Origin of the sequence: Plantactinospora sp. B5E13 (assembly GCF_039871775.1) — a bacterium.
Classification (GTDB): Bacteria; Actinomycetota; Actinomycetes; order Mycobacteriales; family Micromonosporaceae; genus Plantactinospora.
This window is the reverse complement of record NZ_JBDPLT010000049.1, coordinates 12,070-29,018: the sequence shown is the minus strand read 5'-3', so window position 1 is coordinate 29,018 and position 16,949 is coordinate 12,070. Positions and strand designations below refer to the sequence as shown.

15 protein-coding genes are annotated in these 16,949 nt (G+C 70.6%); 6 read left to right on the top strand and 9 right to left on the bottom strand.

Features of this window, described 5'->3' with window-relative positions; genetic code table 11:
* Positions 1-38: 38 nt before the first annotated feature.
* The 3 genes from ABGB05_RS30335 to ABGB05_RS30325 all read left to right on the top strand — a co-directional run bounded on the left by ABGB05_RS30335 (position 39) and on the right by ABGB05_RS30325 (position 3,452).
* Positions 39-1,187 (top strand): phospholipase D-like domain-containing protein, encoded by a 1,149-nt coding sequence (locus ABGB05_RS30335; RefSeq protein WP_347657356.1) that lies wholly within the window; start codon positions 39-41, stop codon positions 1,185-1,187.
* A 125-nt stretch (positions 1,188-1,312) separates the two neighbouring features.
* Positions 1,313-2,503, top strand: a complete 1,191-nt coding sequence (locus tag ABGB05_RS30330) for an FAD-dependent oxidoreductase (protein WP_347657355.1) — start codon at positions 1,313-1,315, stop codon at positions 2,501-2,503.
* 10 nt (positions 2,504-2,513) lie between these two features.
* Complete coding sequence (locus tag ABGB05_RS30325) at positions 2,514-3,452, top strand: sigma-70 family RNA polymerase sigma factor (RefSeq protein ID WP_347657354.1); 939 nt, start codon at positions 2,514-2,516, stop codon at positions 3,450-3,452.
* Between the two features lie 57 nt (positions 3,453-3,509).
* On the opposite strand, the gene ABGB05_RS30320 is transcribed toward ABGB05_RS30325, so the two are convergent.
* Complete coding sequence (locus tag ABGB05_RS30320; RefSeq protein WP_347657353.1) at positions 3,510-4,460, bottom strand: LysR family transcriptional regulator; 951 nt, start codon at positions 4,458-4,460, stop codon at positions 3,510-3,512.
* A gap of 71 nt (positions 4,461-4,531) precedes the next feature.
* Here ABGB05_RS30320 and ABGB05_RS30315 point away from each other — a divergent pair, with 71 nt between their 5' ends.
* Complete coding sequence (locus tag ABGB05_RS30315; protein ID WP_347657352.1) at positions 4,532-5,497, top strand: EamA family transporter; 966 nt, start codon at positions 4,532-4,534, stop codon at positions 5,495-5,497.
* Between the two features lie 378 nt (positions 5,498-5,875).
* Here ABGB05_RS30315 and ABGB05_RS30310 read toward each other — a convergent pair whose 3' ends face one another.
* From ABGB05_RS30310 to ABGB05_RS30295, 4 genes are all read right to left on the bottom strand, one after another.
* The gene (locus tag ABGB05_RS30310; RefSeq protein WP_347657351.1) at positions 5,876-6,841 is read right to left on the bottom strand and encodes a hypothetical protein; all 966 of its coding nucleotides are present in this window, start codon (positions 6,839-6,841) and stop codon (positions 5,876-5,878) included.
* A 467-nt stretch (positions 6,842-7,308) separates the two neighbouring features.
* Positions 7,309-7,686: a hypothetical protein gene (locus ABGB05_RS30305; RefSeq protein WP_347657350.1), complete on the bottom strand. Its 378-nt coding sequence runs from the start codon at positions 7,684-7,686 to the stop codon at positions 7,309-7,311.
* Positions 7,687-7,855: 169 nt separating this feature from the next.
* Positions 7,856-8,095: a hypothetical protein gene (locus tag ABGB05_RS30300; protein WP_347657349.1), complete on the bottom strand. Its 240-nt coding sequence runs from the start codon at positions 8,093-8,095 to the stop codon at positions 7,856-7,858.
* A 151-nt stretch (positions 8,096-8,246) separates the two neighbouring features.
* Entirely contained in the window at positions 8,247-8,477 is a 231-nt protein-coding gene (locus tag ABGB05_RS30295; protein ID WP_347657348.1) for a hypothetical protein, read from the bottom strand.
* A 276-nt stretch (positions 8,478-8,753) separates the two neighbouring features.
* On the opposite strand from ABGB05_RS30295, the gene ABGB05_RS30290 reads away from it, so the two are divergent.
* Both ABGB05_RS30290 and ABGB05_RS30285 read left to right on the top strand, forming a co-directional pair.
* Positions 8,754-9,965 carry a helix-turn-helix transcriptional regulator gene (locus tag ABGB05_RS30290; protein WP_347657347.1) on the top strand — a complete coding sequence of 404 codons (1,212 nt, stop codon included), beginning with the start codon at positions 8,754-8,756 and terminating at the stop codon, positions 9,963-9,965.
* Between the two features lie 10 nt (positions 9,966-9,975).
* Positions 9,976-10,500, top strand: coding sequence for a GNAT family N-acetyltransferase (locus ABGB05_RS30285; RefSeq protein WP_347657346.1), 525 nt, complete (start codon positions 9,976-9,978; stop codon positions 10,498-10,500).
* 51 nt (positions 10,501-10,551) lie between these two features.
* Here ABGB05_RS30285 and ABGB05_RS30280 read toward each other — a convergent pair whose 3' ends face one another.
* Genes ABGB05_RS30280 through kdpB form a run of 4 tightly spaced genes read right to left on the bottom strand, consistent with a single transcriptional unit; the run spans position 10,552 to position 16,942 of the window.
* Complete coding sequence (locus tag ABGB05_RS30280; protein ID WP_347657345.1) at positions 10,552-11,232, bottom strand: response regulator; 681 nt, start codon at positions 11,230-11,232, stop codon at positions 10,552-10,554.
* Positions 11,229-13,772: a DUF4118 domain-containing protein gene (locus tag ABGB05_RS30275; protein WP_347657344.1), complete on the bottom strand. Its 2,544-nt coding sequence runs from the start codon at positions 13,770-13,772 to the stop codon at positions 11,229-11,231. Before ABGB05_RS30275 ends, ABGB05_RS30280 begins: the two co-directional genes overlap by 4 nt.
* Positions 13,773-13,814: 42 nt before the next feature.
* The gene (locus ABGB05_RS30270) at positions 13,815-14,720 is read right to left on the bottom strand and encodes a potassium-transporting ATPase subunit C (RefSeq protein WP_347657381.1); all 906 of its coding nucleotides are present in this window, start codon (positions 14,718-14,720) and stop codon (positions 13,815-13,817) included.
* Between the two features lie 17 nt (positions 14,721-14,737).
* Positions 14,738-16,942, bottom strand: a complete 2,205-nt coding sequence (kdpB, locus tag ABGB05_RS30265) for a potassium-transporting ATPase subunit KdpB (protein WP_347657343.1) — start codon at positions 16,940-16,942, stop codon at positions 14,738-14,740.
* Positions 16,943-16,949: the final 7 nt, after the last annotated feature.

Sequence of the window (16,949 nt, the reverse complement as noted above, 5' to 3'; positions counted from 1 at the left end):
GACACGAGGGCGGTCGCCGGGGTGCGAGCCTGCGAGGCATGGCGTGGTTCGCCGGAAAGAAGATCGAGGCCTTCGTCGGGCCGCCGGAGCTCGGCGCCGCCGACAACCTCGAACAGGTCGTCGTCGACTTCGTCGGCGGCGCCCGGGAGAGCCTGGACATCGCGGTCCAGGAACTCGACTCGGAGCCGATCGCCCAGGCGATCCTCGACGCCCGGTTCCGTGGGGTCGGCGTCCGGCTGGTGCTGGAGCAGGACTACCTGCGGACCGCCAGACTGCCCCGGGTGACCGCCCGGCCGGGTGAGGCGGAGTCGGACGCCCTGCACCGGGCACAGTGGGAGCCCGAGGGCGGGGCCCGCAGCCTCGAACCGAACCGGCGGATCGTGTCCGCGCTGCTGCGCTGCGACGTCGACGTCAAGGCCGACTACAACCCGGCGATCTTCCACCAGAAGTTCGCCGTCCGGGACTACCGGGGCCGGGCCGGGCCCCGCTCGGCGGTGCTCACCGGTTCGGCGAACTTCACCGGCACCGACTGCCACCGCAACCTGAACCACCTGGTGGTCCTCCACGACGCCCGGATCTGCCGGGAGTACGCCGACGAGTTCGGCCGGCTCCGCCAGGGCCGGTTCGGTCGGGGCGAGCACGGCCGGGTGCCGAGCGCGTACCAGGTCGGGGGTGTGCCGGTGAAGGTGCTCTTCGCCCCGGACCACGCCCCGGAGTTGGAGATCATGAAGCAGATGCTGAAGGCGTCCACCCGGGTCGACTTCGCGATCTTCACCTTCTCCGGCTCGTCCGGGATCGACGACGCGATGATCGCGTTGGCCGCTGCCGGACGTACCGTGACCGGGGTGGTGGATCCCGGGCAGGGCATGCAGAAGTGGGCCGCCACCCACGAACTCGACCGGGCCGGAATCGCGCTGTACGCCCCGGTCCGCTCCCCCGCCTTCGGCAAACTGCACCACAAGCTGATGGTGATCGACGAGTCGGTGGTGATCGCCGGGTCGTTCAACTACACGGCGCCGGCGAACCAGTTCAACGACGAGAACATCGTCGTGATCGGCAGCCCGTACGCCGACCTGCCCCGCCGGGAGGGCGGACCCACCGACCTCGCCCGCTGCGCGGAGATCGCCACTTTCTTCCGCTCCGAGATCGAACGGATCGAATCCACCAGCCAGCGGTTCCTTGGCTAGCGTCGCGGCGGGCCGGGTCGTAGGCGCCACTGTCGGTCCATGGTGACGCGGGCCATAGGCGAGCCCTGTCAGGAATCCGGGGGCTGTCCCGTTCAGAGGGCACGCGAACAGACGGGAGCACGACCATGCGACACCGCATCATCGTCCTCGGGGCCGGCTACGCCGGAGCCTCGGCGGCCGGATACCTGGCCCGCCACCTCCACCCCGACGACGTCGAGATCACCGTCGTCAACCCCGAGCCCGACTTTGTCGAACGGATCCGTCTGCACCAGGTCGCCGCCGGCCGGGACCTGCGTCGTCTCGGGTTGGCGGAGATGTTCGCGGGCACAGGCATCCGGCTGCGCCTGGCCCGCGTCACCGCCGTCGACGCCGGGCAGCGGATCGTCACCGTGGCCGACGACGACGGTGGCGACCGGATCGGGTACGACACCCTCCTCTACACACTCGGCAGCACAATCGGCGACCACGGCGTTCCGGGCGTACACGAGCACGCGTACCACGTCGCCGGACGGCCGGCGGCGTTGCGCCTGCGCCATCGCCTGGATGAGCTTGGTGACGACGGCACGGTGGTGGTCGTCGGCGGGAACCTGACCGGGATCGAGGTCGCGACCGAGATCGCCGAATCCCGACCCGGACTCCGGGTCATCCTCACGACCAGCGGCGAACTGGGCGGTTGGCTGGATCCGAAGAGCCGCCGTCACCTGCGGCGCGCCTTCGACCGGTTCCGCATCGGCGTCCACGAACACCGCACCATCGCCCGCGTCGAGAAGACCGGTGGCATCGCCACCGACGGCACCGTGTTCGCCGCCGACGTGACCGTGTGGGCGGCCGGCTTCGCCGTTCACCCGATCGCCGCCGCCAGCGGACTCGCGGTCGAGGAAGACGGCCGGATCACCGTCGACCGGATGATGCGGTCGGTCTCGCACCCCGGGGTCTACGCCGCCGGTGACAGCGCCTACGCCATCGGCGACAACGGTCGACCGCTGCCGATGTCCTGCGCCTCGGCCGGATTCACCAGAATGCAGGCGACGGCCGCGATAATCGGGGACCTCACCGGTCGGAAGATCGCGACGACCTCGCTCGGCTACCTCGGCAACTGCATCGGTCTCGGCGGGCAGGACGCGATCTTCCAGGGGGTCGACGGCGAGGCGCGGTCGAAGTCCTGGTCACTGCGCGGCCGTCCGGCCGCACGCGTCAAGGCGGGCGTACTCAGGGGCACCGCCTGGGCCGTCGGCAACCCGACCTTCGGACTGCCGACCCGCAGGCACCGGCTGGCCACCTCGCCCCGCCGCTCCACCCAGGTGGTCACTGGCTAGCGTGGCCCGCATGGAACCCGCCGCCGTGGAGCGTTTCGAGGCCAACCGGGACCGGTTGGCCTCGCTCGCGTACCGCCTGCTCGGCTCGGCCACCGACGCCGAGGACACGGTCCAGGACGCGTTCCTGCGCTGGCATGGCGCCGACCGGGAACACATCGACGTCCCCGAGGCGTGGCTGACCAAGGTGGTCACCAACCTCGCCTTCGACCGGCTCCGTTCGGCGAGGACGCGACGCGAACGCGCGGTCGGCGCCTGGCTACCCGAACCGCTGCTCGACGGCGACCCGATGCTGGGCCCGGCCGACGCCGCCGAACAGCGCGAATCGGTGACGCTGGCGGTGCTGACGCTCATGGAGAGCCTCCCGCCGGTCGAGCGGGCCGTCTACGTCCTGTGTGAGGCGTTCCGTTACCGCCACGCCGAGATCGCCGAGATCCTCGACATCACCGAATCCGCGAGCCAGCAGCACGCCCACCGGGCCCGGCGCCGGGTCGCCACCGCGCGCGTCGCCAGCGTGGTCGACGGCGCCGCCGCCCGCCGAATCGTCGCGGCGTTCATCGACGCCGCCGCCTCCGGCCGTACCGAACGGCTGGTGGCGTTGCTCACCGACGACGCGACCGGGGTCTCCGACGGCGCCGGGCAGGCCGACGGGAAACTGCTGCGCTACTCGGGTCCCGAGCGGATCGCCGCCGCGCTGCGCGCCGGCTTGAGGCCGACTCCGGCCAAGCGGAGGCTGGTTGGCGGCTCCCCCTCGATATACGCCGGCGTGGTCAACGGCTCCCCGGCCATCATCGCCGCGCTGCACGACCGGGTGGTGGGCGTGGTGGTCCTGGACGTCCGCGAGAACCGGGTCGCGGTCGTACGCGGCATCGCCGCCCCGGGCCGCCTTCGCCGCCTCGGCGAGCAGTGGCGGCGCCGCGAGCACGACGATCCGCTCGTCGAGTCGTGGTGACCCGAACCATCCGACGCGGCGGGCGAGGCTCGTCGACCGGGCTGACCGACCGCGACCTCACCCGGGTGCCCCGCCGTTGATCGCGTACGACGCCTCCGGTGTGGTTTCCCCGGCCGCGTCCCCAACGGCCAACGCGGTCAGCACGGCGGCGATCGCCGGATGGACCGGACCGGCGCCGCGTGGTCGGGTGACCGCGAAGATCCGGCGGCCGGTGACCGGCCGGACCAGTGGCTCGGTGTGCACCCCGGGCGGTACGTTGCGCAGCGCCATCCCCGGCACCAGGGCGGCACCGAGCCCGGCCGCGACCAGGTCGAGAGTGAGCGCGAAGTCGATCGCCCGGTGTCGGATGTCGGGCTCGAATCCGGCGAGGTGACAGGCGTGCAGCGTGGACCGGCCGCACGGGGTGTGTGTCGCGCTGGCAACCCACGGCACGTCGGCGAGATCGCCAAGGCGGCCGGTGCGCAGACCCCAGCCGACCGGCGTGATCAGATGCATCGGGTCGGTCGCTACCGGGTACCGGTCCAGCTCGGCGGTGGCGATGCCGGGGACGTGGTCGTACTCCTGGAGAATCGCGATGTCCAGGGTGGCGGAGCGGAGGTCCAGCCGGCTCTGCTCGTCCTCGGCCTCACTCACCCGTACGTCGAGGTCGGGGTGCGCGGCCATCGCCCGGGCGGCGGCCGGGGCGACCAGCGCACCGGCCGCGGACGGGAAAGACCCGACCCGAACGGTCCCGGCGACCCGCCAGTGCGCCACCGCCAGCCCGGTCACCGCCTGCTCCACCGCGCCCAGGATCCGCTCCGCGTGCCCGGCGAGCAGCTGCCCGGCGGGAGTCAGCACGACACCCCGGCCGGAGCGTTCGACCAGCGGATAGCCGGCCTCCCGGGCGAGCTGGGCAAGCTGCTGGGAGACCGCGGACGGGGTGACGTGCAGCGCCGCCGCAGCCGCGGTGACGCCGCCCCGCAGCGCCACCTCGTGCAGTACCCTCAGCCGCCGGACGTCCAGATCCATGCAGCAACGCTACACAGTCGATTAAGAATCTTGAACTGGACCTTAAGCCGGTACACCGGCACCGTTGGGCCATGAGATTCACGCACCGTGCACAGGCAGTTCTGGTCGCCGCCCTCTGGGGCGTCAACTTCGTGGTCATCGAGGTCGGACTGCGAGAGCTTCCGCCGCTGGTGTTGACCGCACTGCGGTTCGTCGCCGCCGCCCTGCCGCTGGTGTTCCTGGTCCCCCGCCCCACCGCGCGGCTACGGTACGTGATCGGATACGGCCTGCTGCTCGGCGTCTGCAAGTTCGGCGTGCTCTTCACCGCGATCCACCTCGGCATGCCGGCCGGGCTCGCCTCCCTGGTGCTGCAGACCCAGGCCCTGGTGTCGGTGCTGCTCGCCGCCGTCCTGCTGGGCGAGCGACCGTCGGGCGGCCAGATCGCCGGGGTGCTCACCGGTTCGGCCGGCATCGCCCTGCTCGCCGCCGGTGGCGGCGGGCACGCCACCGCGATCGGTTTTGTCCTCACCCTCGTCGCCGCGCTCTGCTGGGCCGTGGCGAACGTCGTGGTCCGGGCCAGCGGCGAGACCAGGCCACTGTCGCTGCTGGCCTGGTCGAGCCTGGTCCCGCCACTGCCGCTGCTCGGCCTGGCCGGAATCGTCGACGGCCCGAAGGCGGTGCTCGACGCGGTGACCGGGCTGAGCTGGACCGGGATTCTGGCCATCGGCTACGTCGGCTACCTCTCCACCCTGGTCGGCTTCGGCCTGTGGAACCGGCTCATCGCCGAGTACTCGGTGGCCCGGGTGGCACCGTTCAGCCTGCTCGTACCGGTCTTCGGCATCGCCGCCGCCCGACTGCTCCTGGACGAGCCGATCACCTGGACGGAGATCATGGCCGGCGCGGTCGTACTGGTCGGGCTGGCCTTGGTGATGCGCGCCCGGACTGGTCGGAAGGCCGCCACGGCGGCGACGCCTGATCCGATCGACAGCGACGCCCGTACGGCAGCCGGCGCGGCTCTGGTACGAGCCGAATCCGCTGGTACGGATCTACTGCGCTGATCGTCGGCGCAGTGTCGGGCGGGTCGGCGGGTTGGGACAGAAGATTCCTGATCCCTTGGTCGGGGTTCGAGTCCCGCCCGCCCGACCAACAGCTGCTACGACCTGCTGCTATGCGGATCGTTCGCGGTCCCACCCGGAAAGATTGTCGATGACCTTGAGCGGGCGAAGCGCAGCTCCGGCGTAATGTACGGCACGATCAATCGGCGCCGCACTCGGAGACCTTGAATTTACGGCAGTCGGCTGACACCTAACGCGGCGGTCGAGAAAGGTGCTCTAGCCCGGCTTAGAGCATCATTCGCTTGGCGCCGCAAGCCACCACAATGGGGCGTCGGGGCGGGAATCAGCCTTTGCGTCGTCCCATGAGGTCGAATCCAGGCTTCATGAGGCCAACAAGTCGAAGTGCATACCCGCAAGAAAAAGCCAGAGCGCCATCCAACGGAACTTGTGCCCCGGCCGGGCAATGCCGATCACGTCGGCGAAGAGACACAAGATCCGGGCGCAGCCGGAGTGCCAGGCTGCCAGTAAGGATCCGCCTAGACGCCAGTCCTCTAACGGCAGTGCGCCGATGGTGACGCTCACAAAAAATACGGCGACCACAATGGGTACGGATATCCATCGACTCAGCGCCGTGGAGGCCAGGGCCATGCCCACGGCTACGGTGGCAAGCATCGCCATCTGCAGGCCGAGAAGGCCGAAAATGCTGCTGCGCGCCCGAAACCGGTAAGCAACCTCACTCGACCATCCCCGCCCACCTGGACCGAACTGTCCGGCAAGGAAGCTATCGATGCGCTCGCGGATGTATCGCGAGAGTTCCGCACCACTCCATTCTTCCTTGGCCGCCTCGGCATGCAGTCTACTCAGAAGTTCGGCGACATCGGCTTTGCCGACTAGGTTCGCCGTCTCCTCGGAAACGGTGATGCTTGGCTTGACTCGCAGAGACGAGATGTCGACAGTCGCGCCCCCTCGCGCCCCCAGGTACTTCATTTCCACGATGCACGCGGCGAGCTCTTCACGAACGCCGTACACCCTGGCACGGTACCTTTCTACCGGCGCCAGAAGACTGAGCTCGCGCCCTCTGCGGTCAAGTTTGACCGCAGATCGCCGCAGCCGATCTAGATTGATTAGATCGAGTATCACGGCGAGCCCGGCTAAAAGCTGGAGGCCCTTCCCTATGCGACTCCAGATCAGCATCGGGCACGACCACAGTCGCATGTTCATAGTGGACTTCCCGGACCACCATGCTGCCCATACATCGCCGAGATTGGTCATGATCAGCAACATGAAGTAGGCTAGGAGGAAGAGAAGGCAAGCCCATGCCAGCTTCCGGTCAGCGGTAGCGGCCATCTGGCCATGGTAGCGAGATGGCGCAATACAACTGGCACCTCATTCTGGCTGACGAGGGGCGCCGGACACGACGAATGAGCCATTTCACCATGGGTAGCCGGCATCCAGCCCTTGATCGTCTTCGCCAGGATGGCATCCTGGTCGGCTTGGAGAACGGGGATGGCCTGCACGATTCGGGTGGTGCGGCGGGGCAGCAACGGACCTTGACCAGGACTTCCAGGTCTTGAGGGTGGAAACGGCGTTCGCCCAAGGCTTGGATCTTCGCGGGTGCCGGTTGACGGACTTCTGGCGGGACAGGCAGGTACGGCGACGTGGCGTCCGGTTCGGCCTGAGACTCCGCGCCCAGTTCGTGGCCTGGGCGGGTTACCGCTCCGGCGAGCACCATCGCGGCTCGGGTGACGCTGGTTCAGATCCGCATCCGAACTCCCTTCTGATCAAGGAGGGTGTTCACCCCAGGACGGGGTGGTCTACATGCCGGTGATCCGGTGGAGGTCCGCGTCGGATGGCACCGCTTCGGTGACCTGCTCGGCCGTTTCAGGCACTGGTTCGCCGACCTGTCCGAGCCACGCCGTGGCCAGGTCCGCGCGATCGCAGTCCGGCACTCCGCACGGGGCACAGCCGCCGGCAGGCTGTGGCCAGTGCGCGGCCAAGACCTGTCGTGCTACGACCGTGACCAGGGCCGTGCCGTCGGGCGAAGGCGGTGGCCGGTCGTTCAGGGCCGCCACGCCCAGGGCCCACTCGGCACCCAGGCACCAGGTGTCCTGGCAGTACAGGCAGTCGCGCCCCTCCGCGTGGGCGATGATGATCTCGTGGGCGAGCCGCACCGCCGGGCCAAGCGCCGTCATCGAGTTCTCCGATCACAACTCGGGCAGCCGCAGTGAACGACCCGCAAGCTCCCGACCTCGACAATCTGCCAGGGGCCAGCACACCGGTGCGCCGCCGGCTGTCCGTCAGGCTGCCGGCTGGCGAGCCGGTCGGCGATGCCACACGATATGCAGAGCCGGAGCCGGGCGGTCACGACAGCCGTCCCAGCGCGGTCGAGACGTGGCCAGCGCGGATCTCCGGTCGAGCACCGCCGAGGAGGGCCGCGACCGCCAGGTGCCGGCGGTACACCTCACGGGCCCACTCCACAGCCAGGCAGCCAGCTCCGTCGCGGCGACAGTTCGCGCAGGGGCGGGTCCGGTGCGCACCGAGGGTCAAGGCCGCGATGGCGTACTCAGTGCCGGAAGACCCGTCGTCGGCGAGCGCGTTCATCGCTGCTCCTCGATAGTCGGTGGGGCCGTCCAATGCCGGATCACGGCGTCGACCCGGCGACAGTGGTCGGCGCGGTTGTCAGCCGCGAGCACCCACGTCCGCGCTCGCCACTCCGGGTCATGGTCCGGCGGGGGCGCCGGCGTCGGAGCGGTCACGGCCGTACCCGATACTGCCGCCGCTGCCCGAACGTAAGCAGTGGCAGCCCTTCGACCAGGGTCGGCCCGGCCCAGTCGGGCAGCGGCTCGCGCTGGCCGCGAGCCAACTCGAGAACCCGTTGCTGTGCGGCGGCAGCCTCCTCTGCCTGGTGGGCCGCCCCCCGGATGGTTGCGACATCGTGTCGCACGGCTCGCGCCGCCCACCAGCGTGCGATTCGCTTATGCACCCGTACCTCCATAGTGGGAGGGCGCGGCAGCCGAAAGTGGACGCCGGGGCCCTCTCCGGGGCCAGGACCGGCGCGCCGGAGGACGCGCGCACCGAGCCTGGCGGCTGACGGGCGCGACGCGGACCACCAGCGACTGATGGAGGTCGGCTACCGCGCCCAGCTTTCACGCCGCTCAATCAATCGGACGACGTAGACGTAGCGTGACCGGTACCGTTACGTACAGACAGTTGTGAGCAGTGGGCCCACAGGACAGCCCACACCCCCTGGGGAGCAGGAGTGTCTACCTTCGGGTCCGCCCTACGTGCCGCAAGAGTCAGCCGTGGTCTGTCGCTCCGAGCCATGTCTCGCTTGGTCAACTGGGACTTCGGCTATCTCGGACAGATCGAGCGAGGTGCGCGCGAACCAACCGCCAAACTCGCCGCTGCCTGTGACAAGGCCCTCGACGCTGGTGGCAGGCTGATAGCTGCGTACGAGCGGCAAACAGGCGAGGCAGACATGCAGAGGCGAACCGTCCTCAGGGCGCTCAGCGTGACGGCTGTCGGCATTGGACGGCCGGTGGTGGCTCTCGAAGCGTTGCGACACGGACTTAGTGCGACGGTCGACAACCACGTCGACGAGTGGAACAGGCTCGTTGCCGATTACGGCTACGACTACTACACAACCCCCGCTGACGATCTGATGGCCCAGGCCACCGCTGACCTCGCCGTTCTGCAGGCTGTAATAGCCGCCGATGCTACGGACCGGCAGGTCGAGCTGCTGCGGGTGGCCGCGCGTCTGTCAGTGATCGTCGCCCTCGGGCTGGTTGCTTCTGGTCAACCACATCTTGCCCGCCGTTGGTGGTCGACCGCGGACCAGCTCGCCGACCAGTCCGATGATCCAGACACTCAGGTGCTGACGCGGGCGTGGGCCACGGTCAACGGATGCTACGACGGCCGCCCGCTTGCTCAGGCGATCGCGGTATCGGACAAAGCACTGCCCCTTGCCGGGTCTCGGCCGACCGCCGCGACCTGCGGGCTTCTTGCCGGCCGAGCGCAGGCCCTCGCCCTCGCCGGTCGGCACGCCGAAGCGACCACCACGGTCGAGCAACTGGCCGAGGTCACCGAACGCCTACCTGACACGGTCGTGGGCGAGGTCGAGTCGCTGTGGGGTTGGCCGGAGCACCGGCTGCGACACACCGAGTCGTACGTTTACACCTACACCGGGGCGTTGACCAAGGCGGAGGCGGCGCAGGACCGCGCGTTGGAGCTGTATCCGAGGAGCCACGTTCGTCTCCGCACTCAGGTCCAGCTGCACCGGGCGTCGTGCCTGATTCAGGGCGGACATGTGTCGGACGGGCTCCGCTATGCGGCAGATCTGATCGACGCTCTGCCGGCGGAACATCACAACGAGGTGCTCTACTCGGTCGCACGACAGGTGACGACCGTCGTGCCATCAACTGAGCAGCGGCAGCCACTGTTCGGGGAGTTGACCGCCCGTGTGGGCGGCTAACATCCCGTCGGTGACCGTCAACTACACCATGTTGGCTGGCGCTGCCGTTGCGCCGTTCATTCCCGCCCTTGTCGACCTCTACGCCATCGTGTACGCGGAGCCGCCGTACGAGGAAGGGCCGGATCAGGTGGCGCGGTTCGCGGCGAGCTTGCCTGACGAGGCTGGCCGTCCCGGGTTCACTGTCGTCACGGCCATCCAGGAAGACAACCTGGTAGGCGCCGCGTACGGATGGACGATGCAGGCTGGCGTGTGGTGGTCACGCGCCGACGCCGAGCCAGATCGAGAGCTGCTGGCGGCGAGCAAGGTTGCGGTCATGGAATGGATCGTCCATCCCGACCATCGCCGGCAGGGCATCGGCGCTGAGCTGATGAGGCTTCTCCTCGTCGGCCGGTCCGAGGCGTGGGCAACCCTCGCATCTGATCCGCGATCGGTTGCCCATCGCCTCTATGAGCGGGCCGGCTGGCGGAAGGTTGGTACGTCGCATCTTCCGTGGGGGCCTGTTATGGATCTGCTCGTGCTGCCGTTGCCGGTCTGATCGCGGGGAAGGCGGGATCTGGCCGACACGCCCCGAACGGAGACTGCCGGCTCAGGGCTGGAAGCGGTAGCCCATGCCCGGCTCGGTGAGCAGGTGCCGGGGGCGGGCCGGGTCGTCCTCCAGCTTGCGCCGCAACTGCGCCAGGTACTGCCGCAGGTAGTTCGTCTCGGACTGGTACTGCGGCCCCCAGACGTCCTGCAGCAGCTGGCGTTGGCTGACCAGTCGGCCCGGGTTGCGGACCAGGATCTCCAGCAGGTGCCACTCGGTGGGGGTGAGCCGGACCTCGCGCTCGTCGTCGGCCCGGACCGCGTGCGCGGCGAGGTCCACCGTGTGCCGGCCGATCCGGACCGCCGGGACCTCCTCGCCGGCCCCGACCGCCCGTCGGGTCACCGCGCGGATCCGGGCCAGCAGCTCGTCGACCCCGAACGGTTTGGTCACGTAGTCGTCGGCCCCGGCGTCCAACGCGGCGACCTTGTCCTGGCTGCCGGCGCGCCCGGAGAGCACGATGATCGGCACCCGGGTCCAGCCGCGCAGCCCCCGAATGACCTCCACCCCGTCCATGTCCGGCAGTCCGAGGTCGAGCACCACCAGGTCGGGACGGTGGCTGGCGGCCAACCGCAGCGCGTTCGCCCCGTCGGCGGCCACCTCCACGTCGTACCGCCGGGCCCGCAGGTTGATCCGCAGCGCGCGCAGGATCTGCGGCTCGTCGTCCACCACCAGTACCCGGGTCACCCGACCCCCTCCTCGTCCGCCACCGGCAGCCGCAGCACCATGGTCAGTCCCCCGCCGGGGGTCTCCTCCGGCTCCAGCGTGCCGCCCATCGCCTCGGCCAGGCCCCGGGACAGCGCCAGCCCGAGCCCGACCCCGGCGTGGTTGTCCCGGTCCCCCTCCCGCTGGAACGGCAGGAAGACCCGCTCCCACCGGTCCCGGGGCAGGCCCGGACCCTGGTCGACCACCCGCAGCTCGACGAAGCCGCCGTGGGTGCTGGCGCTGATCGTCGGCGGCCGGTCCGCCGGGCTGAACCGCAGGGCGTTGGCGACCAGGTTCACCAGCACCCGCTCCAGCAGGCCGGGGTCGGAGCGGACCGCCGGCAGCCGCGCCGGCAGGTTCACCCGGACCTGTCCGGACGCCGGGCCCAGCTCGTCGAGGGCCGACGGCACGACCTCCTCCACCCCGAAGGTGGCCGGACGCAGGCCGAGCGCGCCGGCCTGCAACCGGCTCATGTCCAGCAGGTTGGCGACCAGCCGGCCGAGCCGGTCCAGCGACTCCTCGGCGGTGGCCAGCAGTTCGGCCCGGTCGTCGGCGTCGAACTCGACGTCGGCGCTGCGCAGGCTGGTCACCGCCGCCTTGGCCGAGGCGAGCGGGGTACGCAGGTCGTGGCTGACCGCGGCGAGCAGCGCGGTGCGCATCCGGTCCGCCTCGGCGATCGGCCGGGCCGCCGCCGCCTCCTCGGCCAGCCGCTCCTGCCGCAGCGCGACCGCGGCCTGGGCGGCGAACGCCGCCACGATGCGCCGGTCCGCCGCCGGCAGGACCCGTCCGCGCAGCACCAGGGTGAGTTGGTCGTCGACGCGTACCTCGGCGTCCCCGGCGGCCGGGGTGCCGCAGGGGTCCGTGCCGACGTTGGCGGCGACCCGCCAGGCGCGCGGGTCACGCTGCCGGTCCGGGCTGTCGGGCGCGTCCGGTAGCCGCTCCAGCAGGGTGACCGAGCTCAGGCCGAACGTATCCCGCAACCGGTCCAGCAGGGCGGTGAGCGGTCGCTCGCCGCGCAACACCCCACCGGCGACGGTGGCGAGCAGTTGTGCCTCGGCGCTGGCCCGGGCCGCCTCCCGGGTACGCCGGGCGGCCAGGTCCACCACCCCGCTGACCGAGACGGCGACCAGCAGGAAGACGCCCAGCGCCAGCAGGTTCTCCCGGGCCGAGATGGTCAGGGTGTGGATCGGCGGGGTGAAGAAAAAATTGATCAGGATCGAGCCGCTGACCGCGGCGAGCAGCGCCGGCCACAACCCACCGACGAGCGCCACCCCGACCACCGCGGCGAGGAAGAGCAGCAGGTCGCTGGTGAGCGAGAGTTCGTCGCTGAGCAGCCAGAGCAGGTACGTCAGCAGAGGGATGCCGGCGACGGCCAGTCCGAAGCCGATCAGCCGACGCCGGGCGGAGAGCGCCGCCGGCACCGGCCCGGAGCGACGGCCCTGTCCGGCCTGCTCGTGCGTCACCAGGTGTACGTCGATCGGCCCGGACAGCGCCGTGGTGGTCGAGCCGACCCCCGGGGAGAGGATCCGGGCCAGCCGCCCCCGCCGGCTCGCGCCGAGCACGATCTGGGTCGCGTTCACTCCTTGGGCGAAGTCCAGCAGCGCCGCCGGGATGTCGCTGCCGACCGCCTGGTGGTACGTCCCGCCGAGCCGCTCCACCAGCAGCCGCTGCCGACTCAGCATCGCCGGGTCGGCGCCGCGCAGCCCGTCACTGCGGGAGACGTGGATCGCCAGCAGCTCGGCGCCCTTGCTCCGGGCGGCGATCCGGGCGGCCCGGCGGATCAGCGTCTCCCCCTCAGCTCCCCCGGTGAGGCCGACCACGACCCGCTCCCGGGTCTCCCAGGTGGCCGCGATGCCCTGGTCGGCCCGGTACCGGTCGAGCTGGTCCTCGACCTGGTCGGCGAGCCAGAGCAGGGCGAGTTCCCGCAGCGCGGTGAGGTTGCCGATCCGGAAGTAGTTGGCCAGCGCGGCGTCGATCTTGTCCGGCGCGTAGATGTTGCCGTGCGCCATCCGTCGGCGCAGCGCCTCCGGGGTCATGTCGACCAGCTCGACCTGCTCGGCGGCCCGGACCACCCCGTCCGGCACGGTCTCCCGCTGCACGACGCCGGTGATCTGTTCGACCACGTCGTTGAGCGACTCCAGGTGCTGAACGTTCACCGTCGACAGCACGTCGATCCCGGCGTCGAGCAGTTCCTGGACGTCCTGCCAGCGCTTGGCGTTGCGCGATCCGGGGACGTTGGTGTGCGCGAGTTCGTCGACCACCGCCACCTCGGGCCGCCGGGCCAGCAGCGCGTCGAGGTCCAGCTCGGTGAGGTCGACGTCGCGGTAGCGGACCGCCCGACGGGGCAGCACCGGCAGGTCGCCGAGCATCGCCGTGGTGTGCCGGCGGTCGTGGGTCTCGACCAGACCCACGACCACGTCCGTCCCGCGCGCGGCCCGCCGCTGCGCCTCCTCCAGCATCGCGTACGTCTTGCCGACGCCGGGGGCGGCCCCGAGGTAGATGCGCAGCTGCCCGCGTGTCACCTGTTGATCCTGCCGCATCGTCCGGGACCGCCCACCGTCAACTCAGCCACCGACCGGCAGCTCACGGTCCAGGGCGAGGTTGAGCTCCAGCACGTTGACCCGGGGTTCGCCGAGGAAACCGAGGCCCCGGCCGCTGGTGTGCGCGTCGACGAGCCGCCGTACCGCCTCCGGGGTGGTGTGCCGTTCCCGGGCGACCCGGGCGACCTGGATCCGGGCGTACGCCGGGCTGATGTCCGGGTCGAGGCCGCTGCCGCTGGCGGCGACCGCGTCGGCCGGCACTGCGGGCCGGTCCGGTGCGTCCCCCCGGACCGGGGTGACCACGCCGCCGGAGTAGTCCTGGCCCGGCACCGCGCACTCCACCGCGACGCCGCCGAAGGTGGCGACGAACGGGGTGGCCGGGCAGGCCTGGTTGACGCTGACCGCCCGGGTCACCGGGCCGGTCAGGCCGTCGGCGTGGAAGACCCTCAGCACCGCACCGACCCCGTCCGGGGTGCAGAACGGCCGGCTGCCGTCGACGCCGTCCAGCTCACCGACCGCCTTGCTCCGGGCGCAGACCTGGGTGAGCAGGCTCTGGCTGCCCTCGTCGGGGTTTCCCTCCTCGTCGACCGCGCCGGGCACCGGCAGGGTGTCCTCCACGCTCTCCGGTCCGAGGTTGCTGGCCGAGGTGGAGGTGGGGTCGTAGCCGTCCCCGGCGGCCGAGGGGCGGGACTGGAAGTAGCGCGGGATCGGGTTGCCGTCCGGATCGGTGAAGAGCTGGCCGATCAGCCGGCTGCCGACCGGCGTGCCGTCGGCGGTGTGCACCAGCGAACCCTCGGCCCGGTCGTTCAGGCCGGGCAACTGCCCGACCCCGACCATGACCAGCGGGTACGCCAGTCCGAGCAGCACCGTGAAGACCAGGACCGCACGGAACGCGGCCAGGTGTTGGGACAACCAACTTGGCAGGCGCAGGGCGCCGGAAGTGCGCATCACGAGATCCCTGGGATGAACTGGATGATGAGGTCGATGGCTTTGATGCCGACGAACGGGGCGACGATGCCGCCGAGGCCGTACAGCCACAGGTTGCGGGTCAGCAGTCTGCTGGCGCTGCTCGGCCGGTACCGGACCCCACGCAGGGCGAGCGGGATCAGCGCCACGATGATGATCGCGTTGAAGATCACCGCGGCGAGGATCGCCGAGCCCGGGCTGGACAGCCGCATGATGTTCAGGGCGTCCAGGCTCGGGTAGATCCCGGCGAACATGGCCGGGATGATCGCGAAGTACTTGGCGATGTCGTTGGCGATCGAGAACGTCGTCAACGCCCCCCGGGTGATCAGCAACTGCTTGCCGATCTCGACGATCTCGATCAGCTTCGTCGGGTCGGAGTCGAGGTCGACCATGTTGCCGGCCTCTTTGGCCGCCGTGGTGCCGGTGTTCATCGCCACCCCGACGTCGGCCTGGGCCAGCGCGGGTGCGTCGTTGGTACCGTCACCGGTCATCGCGACCAGGCGGCCGCCCTCCTGCTCCTTCTTGATCAGGGCGAGCTTGTCCTCCGGTGTCGCCTCGGCCAGGAAGTCGTCCACCCCGGCCTCGTCCGCGATGGCCTTGGCGGTCCGCGGGTTGTCACCGGTGATCATGACGGTCCGGATGCCCATCCGGCGCATCTCGTCGAACCGTTCCCGCATCCCCGACTTGACCACGTCCTTGAGGTGGATCACCCCGAGGGTGCGGGCCGGGGAACTGTCGACGTGTTCGGCCACCACCAGCGGGGTACCCCCGCCGCCGCTGATCCCGTCGACGATGTCGCCGACCTGGTCGGTCGGGTGACCGCCGTTGTCGCGTACCCACTTCATCACCGCCGCCGCGGCGCCCTTGCGGATCCGCCGGGTCGGCCCGCTGGCCCCGCCGTCGACTCCTGCGTCCGGGGTCAGGTCGATGCCGGACATCCGGGTCTGGGCGGTGAATGGTACGAAGGTCGCGTGCGGCATCAGGCCGGGCTCCCGTTCACGCAGCCCGTACGCGTTCTTCGCCAGCACCACCACCGAGCGCCCCTCGGGGGTCTCGTCGGCCAGGCTGGAGAGCTGGGCCGCGTCGGCGACCTCCTCGGCCGCCACCCCGTCCACCGGGACGAACTCGGCCGCCTGCCGGTTGCCCAGGGTGATCGTCCCGGTCTTGTCCAGCAGCAGGGTGTTGACGTCGCCGGCCGCCTCGACCGCCCGGCCGCTCATCGCCAGCACGTTGCGCTGGACGAGCCGGTCCATGCCGGCGATGCCGATCGCCGAGAGCAGCGCCCCGATGGTGGTCGGGATCAGGCAGACCAGCAGCGAGACCAGCACGATGCCGGTGACCCCGTGCGCGTTGATCGCCGTGGTGTCCGGCGCTGCCGCCTGGAACGCCTTCGAGAAGATCGCCAGCGGCTGCAGGGTGACCACCGCCATCAGGAAGATGATGGTGAGCGCGGCGAGCAGGATGTTCAGCGCGATCTCGTTCGGGGTCTTCTGCCGGTTCGCCCCCTCGACCAGGGCGATCATCCGGTCGACGAAACTCTGCCCCGGCTGCTGGGTGATCCGGACGACGATCCGGTCGGAGAGCACCCGGGTACCGCCGGTCACCGCGCTGCGGTCCCCGCCGGACTCCCGGATGACCGGGGCGGACTCGCCGGTGATCGCCGACTCGTCCACACTGGCGATCCCCTCGACGACGTCACCGTCGCCGGGGATGGTCTGCCCCGCCTCGACCAGTACGACGTCGCCGTGCCGCAGGTCGGTGGCGGCGACCGCCTCCTCGCGGTAGCCACCCGCCCGGGCCCCCGGCGACCAGCCGGTGAGCCGGGTCGCCACGGTGTCCCGTTTCGCCTGGCGCAGGGTCGCGGCCTGGGCCTTGCCCCGGCCCTCGGCGACCGCCTCGGCGAGGTTGGCGAAGACCACCGTCAGCCAGAGCCAGACGGTGACCGCCCAGGCGAAGACGGAGGGGTCGGCGATCGCCAGCACCGTGGTGAAGACCGCGCCGACCTCGACGATCAGCATCACCGGGTTGCGCCACAGGGTCGCCGGGTTGAGTTTGCGTACCGCGTCCGGCAGCGAGCGGAGCAGCTGCCGGGGATCCAACAGCCCACCGCCGACCCGGCCACCGGAGCGGTGACCGGAGGACGGCAGCCCACCAGACGGGGCGGGCACCACCGGGCTGACAGTCATTGTCCCT

Coding starts and splice junctions, on each gene's coding strand:
- ABGB05_RS30335 (WP_347657356.1), top strand. CDS start 39: ATGGCGTGGTTCGCCGGAAAGAAGATCGAGGCCTTCGTCGGGCCGCCG.
- ABGB05_RS30330 (WP_347657355.1), top strand. CDS start 1,313: ATGCGACACCGCATCATCGTCCTCGGGGCCGGCTACGCCGGAGCCTCG.
- ABGB05_RS30325 (WP_347657354.1), top strand. CDS start 2,514: ATGGAACCCGCCGCCGTGGAGCGTTTCGAGGCCAACCGGGACCGGTTG.
- ABGB05_RS30320 (WP_347657353.1), bottom strand. CDS start 4,460: ATGGATCTGGACGTCCGGCGGCTGAGGGTACTGCACGAGGTGGCGCTG.
- ABGB05_RS30315 (WP_347657352.1), top strand. CDS start 4,532: ATGAGATTCACGCACCGTGCACAGGCAGTTCTGGTCGCCGCCCTCTGG.
- ABGB05_RS30310 (WP_347657351.1), bottom strand. CDS start 6,841: ATGGCCGCTACCGCTGACCGGAAGCTGGCATGGGCTTGCCTTCTCTTC.
- ABGB05_RS30305 (WP_347657350.1), bottom strand. CDS start 7,686: ATGACGGCGCTTGGCCCGGCGGTGCGGCTCGCCCACGAGATCATCATC.
- ABGB05_RS30300 (WP_347657349.1), bottom strand. CDS start 8,095: ATGAACGCGCTCGCCGACGACGGGTCTTCCGGCACTGAGTACGCCATC.
- kdpB (WP_347657343.1), bottom strand. CDS start 16,942: ATGACTGTCAGCCCGGTGGTGCCCGCCCCGTCTGGTGGGCTGCCGTCC.